Source organism: Bradyrhizobium sp., assembly GCF_019242285.1.
In the GTDB taxonomy this organism is placed as follows: Bacteria; Pseudomonadota; Alphaproteobacteria; order Rhizobiales; family Xanthobacteraceae; genus Bradyrhizobium.
The window spans coordinates 1-11,024 of record NZ_JAFAVV010000536.1 but is presented as its reverse complement, the minus strand read 5'-3'; the positions used below and the strand labels follow the sequence as shown (position 1 = coordinate 11,024).

Below are 11,024 nucleotides of genomic sequence, written 5' to 3'. Positions count from 1 at the left end.
AACATCAACTACCATCTGGAGCAGGGCAAGCCGGTCGAGCAGTCGATCCTGGACGGCGCCAACCAGATCGTGACGCCGGCCTTCGTCTCGCTGCTCTGCATCTGCATCGTGTTCGTGCCGATGTTCTTCCTGACCGGCGTCGCCCGTTTCCTGTTCGTGCCGATGGCCGAAGCGGTGATGTTTGCGATGATATGGTCGTTCGTCCTGTCGCGCACCCTGGTGCCGACCATGGCGAACTATCTTCTGAAGCCGCACGTCCATCATGAAGGCGCGACGCCGCGCTCGCGCAATCCGCTGAAGCGGTTTCAGCAGGCCTTCGAGGCGCGGTTCGAACGGATTCGCGGTGGCTATCGCGGCCTCCTGGCGCTCGCGCTCGCGCACCGGCCGACCTTCGTGACCGGTTTCCTCGGCTTCGTCGCGATCTCGTTTTTCCTGGTGCCGTTCCTCGGACGCAACTTCTTCCCCGCGGTCGACGCCGGCAACATCCTGATGCATGTGCGCACCCAGGTCGGCACGCGGGTCGAGGAGACCGCCAACCAGCTCGCCGAGGTGCAGAAGGCGATCCGCAGGATCATTCCGCCCGACGAGATCGACACCGTCGCCGACAACATCGGCATGCCGATCTCCGGCATCAACATGACCTACAACAACACCGGCGTGATCGGCCCGCAGGACGGCGACATCCAGATCAAGCTGAAGGAGGACCATCGGCCGACGGCGGAGCACGTGCAGGCGTTGCGCGAGCAATTGCCGCGGCTGTTTCCGGGGATGACCTTCGCCTTCCTGCCGGCCGACATCGTCAGCCAGATCCTCAATTTCGGCGCGCCGGCGCCAATCGACCTGCAGGTCCGCGGCGCCGACGTCAATGCCAACTTCGCCTATGCCAGCAAGCTGCTCGGCCGCATCCGCCGGATTCCCGGCATTGCAGATGCGCGCATCCAGCAGTCGCCGAGCGCTCCGACCTTCAATATCAACGTCGATCGCACCCGCGCGCAATATGTCGGCCTGACCGAGCGCGACGTCACCAACGCGCTGGTGGTCAACCTCGCCGGCTCCTCGCAGGTGGCCCCGACCTACTACCTCAACCCCGACAACGGCGTGTCCTATTCGATCGTGATGCAGACGCCGCAATACCAGATCGATTCGCTCAGCGCGCTGCAGACGCTGCCGATCACGGCGGCCGGCGCGGCCCAGGCGCCGATCCTTGGTGGCATCGCCGACATCAAGCGCGACACCTCCTCGGCGGTCGTCTCGCAATACGACATCCAGTCGATGGTGCAGATTTTCGCGACCACGCAGGGCCGCGACCTCGGCTCGGTCGCAACCGAGGTCCGCGCCGCGATCGCCGATACCGCCAAGGATGTGCCGAAGGGGACTTCGGTGGTGCTGCTCGGCCAGGTGCAGACCATGTACTCGGCGTTCTCGGGCCTGCTGTTCGGGCTGCTCGCCGCCGTCGTGCTGATCTACCTCCTGATCGTGGTGAACTTCCAGTCCTGGTCCGACCCGTTCGTGATCGTCACTGCGCTGCCGGCAGCGCTGGCCGGCATCGTCTGGATGCTGTTCACGACCCAGACCACGCTGTCGGTGCCGGCGCTGACCGGCGCCATCATGTGCATGGGGGTGGCGACCGCCAACAGCGTTTTGGTGATCAGCTTCGCCCGCGAGCGCTATGAGGCCCTTGGCGATCCGGTCGCCGCCGCGCTCGAGGCCGGCTTCGTCCGGTTCCGCCCGGTGCTGATGACCGCGCTCGCCATGATCATCGGCATGGCGCCGATGGCGCTGGGGCTCGGCGAGGGTGGCGAGCAGAACGCGCCGCTCGGCCGCGCCGTGATCGGCGGCCTGATCTTTGCGACGACGGCGACATTGATGTTCGTTCCCGTGGTTTTTAGTATGGTCCACAAGAAGCAAGGCGCCACCGTCGCTGCCTCGGAGATGCCGCATGCCCACTGAACAACCGCCGCCGGTCTCCCGCGGGAAGCTGGGCCTGTTCGGCATGCTGGCCGTAGCCGGCCTCGCGGCCGTGGTCGTCACCGGCGTCCGCTCCCGCGAGGAGGCGAGCACCAGGCTCCGGCAGTGGACCGACGACCAGGCCATTCCGACCGTCGCCGTGGCGTTGCCCGACGCCAAGGCCGGCAATCCCACCATCGACCTCCCGGGCCGGCTCGAGGCCTATTATCGCGCCCCGATCTTCGCCCGCGTCTCCGGCTACCTGAAGAGCTGGAGCGCCGACATCGGCGCCAAGGTGAAGGCGGGGCAGGTGATCGCCGAAATCGAGGCGCCCGATCTCGACCAGCAATTGCTGCAGGCGCGCGCCGACCTGTTGAGCCAGCAGGCCAGCGCCAAGCTCTCGGAGGCGACGCTGGAGCGGCGCAAGACGCTGATCGCCTCGAACTTCGTCTCGATGCAGGAGATCGACGAGCGCACCGCCGACCTCTCCAACAAGAAGGCGGCCGTGAAGGCGAGCCAGGCCAATGTCGAGCGGCTGGAGGCGCTGGCCAACTACAAGCAGATCACCGCGCCGTTCGACGGCGTCGTCACCTCGCGCGACACCGACGTCGGCGCGCTGATCAATGCCGGCGGCGGCGCGGGGCCGGCGATGTTCGTGGTCTCCGACATCAGCAAGCTCCGCGTCTATGTCAACGTGCCGCAGAGCTACGTACCGGCGATCAGGATCGGCGCCAAGGCCGTGATCTCGGTGCCGGAATATCCGAACCGCACCTTCCCGGCGACGGTGGAGGCCTCCTCGCAGTCGGTCGACGTCGCCTCCGGCACCACGCGGATGCAGCTCGGGCTCGACAACGCCAAGGGCGAGTTGATGCCGGGCGGCTATGCCAGCGTGAAGCTCGGCCTGCAGCGTGATACCGTGCCGCTGCAGATTCCCTCGAGCGCCCTGATCTTCAATCAGAGCGGCCTTCGGGTTGCGACGGTCGGTCCCGACGACAAGGTGCTGTTCAAGACCGTGACCATCGCGCGCGACCTCGGCCGCACCATCGAGCTCGGCTCGGGCCTGTCGCCAGAGGACCGCATCATCACCGCACCCCCGGACGGTCTTTCCGACGGCGACCAGGTCCGCGTCGCCGGCAGCGGCGGCAAGCCCGCGAAGCCGGAAAAAATGTCCGAGAAGCAGGACGCAAAGGGGTAGGGCGCACGCTCGGTACCCCTCTCCCGCGAGCGGAGAGGGGAACGGGCTGACTAACTCGCTGCTTCCCGCCGATGGGCCGATATCCCGATACTCCACCTGCGCTTCCCGGACCTGAAGCGCGCAGCATGAAGTCCGCCTTGATTTCTCACGGCGTGGTCGTTCTCGCCGAAGCATTCAACCCTGGCCTGCGCCATCTTCGCGGAATCCGGCGATCATGACCCGATCGCGTGGCGGCATTGCGCCTGCGCCGCTGTCGCGCCATAAATTCCCGCTATCGTGCAGATGATATGGCGAGCCTCGGGGCTCGCACTCGTCGGGTTTTGCTTAAGCATTTCATCGTGGGGGTTATTGCAATGTCATCTCTCATCTCACGTCGTAGCTTGGTGTTTTCGGCCGCGACCGCCATGACGGTTTTCGGACTTGACGGCAGCCTGGAGGTGGTCGAGGCGAAGCAGCGATGGCGTCAGCACCAGCGCACACCGGATCCAAAACAGGGTTTCCTGCGCTTCAAGGTCGGCGACGCCGAGGTCACCGCGCTCTATGACGGCATCTGGGAGAAGGTGCACAATCCCGCCTATTTCAGCAACGCGACGGTCGCGGAGACCAAGCAGGCGTTGGCTGCGGCCGGCCTCACGACCGCTTTCGTGACCATCCCGATCACCACCTATGTGGTGAAGCTGAACGGCAAGACCGTGCTGTGCGACGCCGGCGGCGGCGATCAGGTGCAGGCCTTCAATCCCGATTCGGTCTTCGTCTCCGGCAAGATGATCGCCAACATGAAGGCGGCCGGCATCGATCCGAAGGACGTCGAGACCATCCTGGTCTCGCACTTCCATCCCGATCATATCTTCGGCCTGCTCACGAAGGGCGACAATGGGCCGGTCTATCCCAATGCCGAGATCATCCTCTCGGCCGCCGAACACAAGTTCTGGACCGATCCGTCCCTGACCGGCCGGCTGCCGCCGGGACGGCAGCCGCTCGCCAAGCGCATCCAGACCGTGGTCGCCAGGTGGAAGAACGTGCTGCCGATCGAGGGCGAGGACGAGGTCGTGCCCGGCATCCGCTTCGTGAAGACGCCCGGGCACACGCCGGGCCACACCTCGTTCCATCTCTCCTCTGGCAAGGAGCAGCTGATGATATCAGGCGACACCGCCTATGTGCCGGCGCTCTGCGCCGCGCATCCGGGCTGGCACGGTGTGTTCGACCAGGACGGCCCGCTCGCCGAGACCAGCCGCCGCAAGCTCCTGGACCGGGTGGTCGCCGAGAAGATGCTGGTCTGCGGCTCGCACTTCCCCTGGCCGGGCCTCGGCCGGTTCGCCAAGGACGGCGGCGGCTATGCACTCGAAGTTCAACGCGCCTAGCCCGGTCGGCCGGGCCGGGTGGCCAGTCGGCGCGGCCAGCGCGCGGACGCTCTATGACGTCCTCGGCATCGATCCCCGTGCCGACCGCGAAGCGATCAAGCGGGCATTCCGCGCCAAGGTCAAGAAGCACCACCCCGACCTTCGCGGCGGCGATCCGGCGGCGAGCGATTGGGCGGCGTTGATCATCTTCGCCAACGAGGTGTTGCGCAATCCCGAGCGCCGGGCAGCCTATGACGGGCATCTGGCGCGCCTGCGCGCACCACTGCTGCGGGCGCGGCGGCAACGCATGATGCTCTATGCCGCCTCCGCTACGCTGTGTTTTGCGCTTGCGCTGGTCAGCGCCTGGAAGTTCGGGGGCCTGCTGACGATGACGCCTGCCGAGCATCTCGCGGCAGCGGCGCCCGAACAGGTGACGATCGAGGTGGTTGCGCGAGAGCCTGTTCGGCCGAGCGAGCGCGATGTCATGCGGGATCTGCAGTTTGCGCTCGTGGCCTTGGCCGCTCGCGAAGCCGATTCCGCGCCGCCTTCCGCAAGTGAGCGCGCGAGCCAGCGCGTGGAAGCGGGGCCGAAACCCGAGCTGCCCGTGGTAATCACGGGATCGGTGCCCGCGGCGTTGCCGATCAATATCCCGTTCCAATCCGTCGGCGGCGATCTCGACAAGATCATCGCCACGCTCGATCGGCTCATTTTGCGCGCGCCGGACGACGTCCGCGCCTATCGCCTCCGCGGCAAGGCCTGGGCGCGCAAGGGCGATCTGGATCGGGCGCTGGCCGACTTCGACCAAGCCGTCCGCATCAAACCGAACGATCCGGCGGTGTTTCATGACAGCGGCCTGATCTGGCAGCGCAAGGGCGAGTTCGACAAGGCCATCGTCGATTTCGACCGCGCCGTGCGCATGAGCTTCTCCGATCCCGAGCTCTATGCCGACCGGGGCGCGGCCTGGTTCGAGAAGGGCAGCTACGACCGCGCGTTCGCCGATTTCGAGCGCGCCATCGAGATCAATCCGAACCTGGCGGCCGCCCGTGTCGGCCGCGCCGCGGTGTTCGCGCGCAGGGGCGACCAGGCGCGCGCCCGCGCCGACCGCGAGCGGGTGGTCCACCCCGAGCATGACACCGCGCAGGCGAACGCGGCGCCAGCCGCCGATCGGAATCATTGAGGCTCATCGCGATCGCGAACTTGGTTTACCTCTCCCCGCTCTTGTCCGCCGAAGCCCGCCTTCGGGCGAAGGCGGATGCGGGGAGAGGTCGGATCGCATCGTCAGATGCGATCCGGGTGAGGGGATACAGGTCTAACTAAATACTCGCACCGGTCGTGCGTCTGCCCCTCACCCAGCCCACTCCCGTGAAGGACCGGGAGAGGGAGCGCGCCGTCAACCACGCGAACAAATTGAATCGCATCGCGTTCAACCCCCCCGCCACTTCGGCACGCCGTCGTCGGCCATCGTGATCTCGCCGAGCGAGGTCACGGGCGTGCGGTCCATGTTCTGCAGATGCGACAGCGTCGCGGTGTCGCTCGCCGGCACATGCGCGAGCGTTCGCGCGCCGGCCGCGGTGCGCAGCATCACCACGCCGTGCTCGACCTCACCGTTGGGGCGGTACAGCACGGTGAAGCTCTCGACCTTGCCCTTGCCCTCGGCCTCGGTGACGAACTCCGGCACCGGGCCCTTGGCGCGGTCGGCCTCGGCCTGCACGCTCGCGTCCTGCGCGACCGCCTCGCGCGGCTTCCCGCGTGACAGCACCAGGCCGTGGTGCTTGGTGACGAAGCCGCCCTGGCCGTAGAGCAGGCCGAGCTTTGCGCCGTCGCGGAGCTTCCGCACCATCGCGCAGGCCGCGTGGGTCATGTAGGTGTTGAGCGGCGCGCCGAAGAAGGTGAGCCCGCCGGTCACGGTCGGCTGCACGTCGCTTCCGAGTCCCAGCGTGCGGCGCGCCATCTTGGGCACGCAAGGAAAGCAGCTATAGAGCTCGATTGCGTCGAATTTCCTGCCGTCGCCGCCAGCCAGATCCATCGTCGCGCGCAGCACCGCGTTCTGCGGATGGCTTTCCACGAACTGGTCGCGGACCAGATAGTCGCGCGGGTCTTCCGCCGAGGCGCCGCCGAGCGGATAGACGAGGCGATCCTCGGCGATGCCGGCGGCGCGCGCCTTCGCAAGGCTCGTGATCAGCAGCGCCGCGCCCATATTGACAGAGGGATTGGCGACCATCAGCTTTGTGTAGGGCCAGGCGATCAGCCGGTTTTCGGGCGAGGGCGTCGTGATCTCGTCGGGACCAACATGCCGCTTCAGCCAGGCGTTCGGATGATGCGAGGCGGCCTCCGAATAGCGCGACCAGAGCTCGCCGGATTCCGCCAGCGCCTCGCGCGGGGTCTGGCCCCAATGCGCCGACGTCGCCGCCTCGTAGAACGGATAGACGGTCACCGGGCGAAACACGCCGAGCTTCACCGCGAGCGGCTTCTGAAACGCGGCGCCGCGCTTCGGCTCCTCCACGTCATGAGCGAACGGGGTCCATGGCAGCTTGATGCCCGATCGTTCCGCCTTGGTCGCGGTCGATTGCGCTTCCGCCCCGCAGACGGCGGCGACCTCGCACTCGCCGCGCGCGATGCGTTGCGCCGCTTCGTGCAGGTAGCGGATCGGGCTCTCGCCGCCAACCGGGCCATAATAAAGGTGGGCCGGCGCCGCACCGATCCGCCGCGCGAGCTGCTGCTCCGGATCACGGTAGCGCCAGCTCAGGAAATTCACCACGTCGAGCGACTGGATTTGGTGGAGCAGCCTGGCGCCCGCGTCCGCCTCGGCGCGCTTCAGCGCCGCCTCGAGGAGGGTGATCGGCTCGAGCCCTTGCGAAATCTCCTTGGGTCGGTCGACGATCTCGCCGATGCCGACGATGACGTGAACGCGGGTTTCGGGGAGGGGATCAGTCATGAAACTCCGTGCTGCGTAGGGACCGTAGGGTGGGCTAAGGCGCGCAAGCGCCGTGCCCACCATCTGTCGACACCGTTGCTCTGCATGGTGGGCACGCTTCGCTTAGTCGTACTGAGTCACAAGAAGATTCAAGCCATTGAATCGACTCGTCTTTGTGCAAATATGGTCGTTCCAAAAAGCTCAAGAATTTCAACGAGAGCACCACACATGTGACTTAGTACGGTTAGCCCACCCTACGACTTCTTCGCGCATCGACTATTCTGCCACCAGCGCGTTCATGTGCTCGATCGCCTCCGCAAAATCCTTCTTGAATTCCTGCACCACACTGCCCGCGCTCTTGACGCCATCGATCAGGCCGACGCCTTGGCCGACGAAATAGCTCACGAGGTCGCGCGCCTTGGCGTTGCCGGCGGCTGCGGCGCGGTCGATCGAGTTGAAGGCGTCGCGGCTGATGATTGATTGTAACGGCATCGGCAGCGCGCCTGGGCTGTCCGGGCCGCGGTCCCAGGCGTCGGTCCAGACCGAGCGCAACTGCCGCGCCGGTTTTCCGGTGCGGCCGCGGGAGCGGATCGCGTCGCGGGACGAGGCCGCGATCATCTTCTCGCGAAAGATTTCGCTCGTCTCCGATTCCACCGTCGCGAGCCACACCGAGCCGGTCCAGACGCCGGCCGCGCCCATCGCCATGCAGGCCGCCATCTGCCGGCCCGTCATGATGCCGCCCGCAGCCAGCACCGGCACGTCGCGGACCTTCCGGATCGCCTGGATCACCTCCGGCACCAGCACCATGGTGGACACCTCGCCGCAATGGCCGCCTGCCTCGGTGCCCTGCACGACCAGGATGTCGACGCCGGCCGCGACCTGGCGCAGCGCATGCTCTTTGGCGCCGACCAGCGCTGCGACCACCACACCGCGCTTCCGGCCCATCTCGATCATCTCCCTCGGCGGCACGCCGAGCGCGTTGGCGATCAGCCTGACCGGATGGCGGAACGAGACCTCCAAAAGCTCGATCGCGGTCTTGCCGTCAAACGGCTGCGGCTCGTTGTCGGCGACACTGGCGGTCGCAAGCTCGATATCGTATTTTTTCAGGAGACCGCGGGTGAAGTCGCGATGGGTCTGCGGCACCCGTGCCTCCAGGCTTTTCCAGGTGACGTCCTTCTCGCCCGCGGTCGAGATGTTCTCGGGGATCAGCACGTCGACGCCATAGGGCTTGCCGTCGACATGGGCGTCGATCCATTTCAATTCCTGCTCGAGGCTGTCGGGGGAATGCGCGGTGGCGCCGAGCACGCCGAAACCGCCGGCGCGGCTGACCGCGGCCACGACGTCGCGGCAATGGCTGAAGGCGAGCAACGGAAACTCGATGCCCAGCATGGCGCAGATCGGTGATTTCATGATGCGTCCACTCCCGCAGCGGTTCTTGCTTGTCTCGGTCAAACGACGCTAGCGCAGGATAGGCATTCGCGCAAAGCGCGTTTCAAGCGGACGAATTGTGTGTAGACGCTAGAGCATAAGGGCGCAGCGCAAGCTCGTTCCATCCCGTAAAATATGGCAAGTTGAGCCATCTCTCAGTATCGCTTGGAGCCCATGTATGACCGACGCCCACGCCTATGAGCCGCCGAAAGTCTGGACCTGGAACAAGGAGAGCGGCGGCCGCTTCGCCAGCATCAATCGCCCGATCGCAGGCGCGACCCATGAGAAGGAGCTTCCCGTCGGCGAGCACCCGTTTCAGCTCTATTCGCTGGGGACGCCGAATGGCGTCAAGGTCACGGTGATGCTGGAGGAACTGCTCGCGCTCGGCCACAAGGGCGCAGAATACGATGCCTGGCTGATCAAGATCGGCGACGGCGACCAGTTCGGCAGCGGTTTTGTCGCCATCAACCCGAACTCCAAGATCCCGGCGCTGCTGGACCGTTCGGGGCCCGAGCCGATCCGCGTGTTCGAGTCCGGTTCGATCCTGTTCTATCTCGCCGAGAAGTTCAGTGCCTTCCTGCCGACCGACACGAAGACTCGCGCGGAATGCATGTCCTGGCTGTTCTGGCAGATGGGCAGCGCGCCTTATCTCGGCGGCGGGTTCGGCCACTTCTATGCCTATGCGCCGGAGAAGATCGAATATGCGATCGATCGCTTCGCGATGGAGACCAAGCGTCAGCTCGACGTGCTCGACCGGCGGCTCGCCGACCACGAATATCTCTCCGGCGGCGACTATTCGATCGCCGACATGGCGGTGTGGCCGTGGTACGGTGCGCTGGCCAAGGGCCTGCTCTATGGCGGCGGTGAATTTCTGTCGGTCGGGGACTACAAGAACGTGCAGCGCTGGACCGATCAGATCGCCAAGCGCCCGGCGGTGAAGCGCGGCCGCATGGTCAACCGTCTCTCCGGCGACCCCGCCAGCCAGCTCCACGAGCGCCACGACGCCTCCGATTTCGAGACGAAGACGCAGGACAAGATCGGCGAGCCGGCGAAGACGTGACACATGAGAGAGTAGGGTGGCCAAGCGCAGCGTGCCCACCATCTTTCAACGAATGCGATGCCGGATGGTGGGCACACTGCGCTTGGGCCACCTACGAACCACGAATTGAATAAAACAGGGACGAAACGTCATGAGCTTCTATGAGAAGGCACCGGTTCGCATCCATTACGAGGAGGCTGGCGCAGGCTTCCCGCTGCTGGTGATCGCCGGTGGCGGCCTCAACTCGACCATCGCGGGCCTGTCCGGCCCGCAATCGCCCTACAACCCGATCGAGCAATTCAAGGACGAGTACCGCTGCATCGCCGCCGACCTGCGCAATGCCAATGGCGGTCAGTCCTCGGGTCCGCTGGAGATCGACCGGCCCTGGGACGCTCATACCGACGACCATCTTGGCCTGATGGATCATCTCGGCGTCGACAAGTTCATGGTGCATGGCTTCTGCATCGGCGGGCCGTTCATCTGGAATCTCCTGAAGCGGGCGCCGGACCGCATCGCCGCCGCCGTGCTGGCGCAGCCGTCCGGCTCGCGGCCCGAGATGCGCGACCTGTTCTACGACAACAACATGAAGGGCTGGGCACCAGGCCTGGTTGACCGCCGGCCGGACGTCACCATGGAGCAGGCGGAGAAATTCCTGACGCGGATGTACCGCACCGATCCCGATTTCGTCTTCACCGTGTCGCGCGACTTCGTGCGCCAGTGTCGGACGCCGGTGCTGATCCTCCCTGACGACGTTCCGGCCCATCCCTATGCGGTTGCGATGGAGACGGCGATGCTCGCCCCGAACGCCGAGGTCAGCCTGTTCCCGTGGAAGGAGCCGAAGGAGCGCGTCCCGCTCGCCGTGCGGCAGGTCCGCTCCTTCCTCCGCGCGCACCGGCCGGCGGCGTAGGATGGGCAAAGCGGGTCTTGCGCCAAAGCGTGCCACGCGAAAGCAGAAGCGTGCCCACCATTCAAGAGCCGTGTCGTCGGGAGAATGGTGGGTACGGCGCCTTGCGCCTTAGCTGTGAACTTTCAGGAGGTTGTCCATTCGGCCCTGACCGGAAACTCTGAAGTCGCCAAACACCAGCGATTCGCGGAGAACCGAAATGGACACCCACAAGAATGCCCCTCTGACGCCGAAAGGTCGAGAGGCCATGGTACGCA

The 11,024-nt window shown here is 65.8% G+C and carries 8 protein-coding genes; 6 read left to right on the top strand and 2 right to left on the bottom strand.

Translation table 11 applies throughout. The annotated features are described in order from the left end of the window. From JOY90_RS21420 to JOY90_RS21405, 4 genes are all read left to right on the top strand, one after another. Positions 1–1,950: efflux RND transporter permease subunit (locus JOY90_RS21420; protein ID WP_291693104.1), on the top strand; the 1,950-nt coding region annotated here is incomplete at its 5' end. Continuing rightward, a complete protein-coding gene (locus JOY90_RS21415) occupies positions 1,940–3,142 on the top strand; it encodes an efflux RND transporter periplasmic adaptor subunit (RefSeq protein ID WP_291693103.1) in 1,203 nt (400 codons plus the stop codon). The genes JOY90_RS21420 and JOY90_RS21415, both read left to right, overlap by 11 nt. A 353-nt stretch (positions 3,143–3,495) precedes the next feature. Beyond that, positions 3,496–4,503 (top strand): MBL fold metallo-hydrolase, encoded by a 1,008-nt coding sequence (locus JOY90_RS21410; RefSeq protein ID WP_291693102.1) that lies wholly within the window; start codon positions 3,496–3,498, stop codon positions 4,501–4,503. Continuing rightward, positions 4,478–5,659, top strand: a complete 1,182-nt coding sequence (locus tag JOY90_RS21405) for a tetratricopeptide repeat protein (protein WP_291693101.1) — start codon at positions 4,478–4,480, stop codon at positions 5,657–5,659. The genes JOY90_RS21410 and JOY90_RS21405 overlap by 26 nt, the downstream gene beginning before the upstream one ends. Positions 5,660–5,905: 246 nt before the next feature. On the opposite strand, the gene JOY90_RS21400 is transcribed toward JOY90_RS21405, so the two are convergent. Continuing rightward, complete coding sequence (locus JOY90_RS21400) at positions 5,906–7,417, bottom strand: acetyl-CoA acetyltransferase (RefSeq protein WP_291693100.1); 1,512 nt, start codon at positions 7,415–7,417, stop codon at positions 5,906–5,908. A 255-nt stretch (positions 7,418–7,672) separates the two neighbouring features. Continuing rightward, positions 7,673–8,806 carry a nitronate monooxygenase gene (locus JOY90_RS21395; RefSeq protein ID WP_291693099.1) on the bottom strand — a complete coding sequence of 378 codons (1,134 nt, stop codon included), beginning with the start codon at positions 8,804–8,806 and terminating at the stop codon, positions 7,673–7,675. 196 nt (positions 8,807–9,002) lie between these two features. Between JOY90_RS21395 and yghU the strand changes: the two genes are divergently transcribed. Together yghU and JOY90_RS21385 are read left to right on the top strand one after the other, a co-directional pair. Further along, complete coding sequence (yghU, locus tag JOY90_RS21390; RefSeq protein WP_291693098.1) at positions 9,003–9,884, top strand: glutathione-dependent disulfide-bond oxidoreductase; 882 nt, start codon at positions 9,003–9,005, stop codon at positions 9,882–9,884. A gap of 130 nt (positions 9,885–10,014) precedes the next feature. Next, entirely contained in the window at positions 10,015–10,770 is a 756-nt protein-coding gene (locus JOY90_RS21385; protein WP_291693097.1) for an alpha/beta fold hydrolase, read from the top strand. Positions 10,771–11,024: the final 254 nt, after the last annotated feature.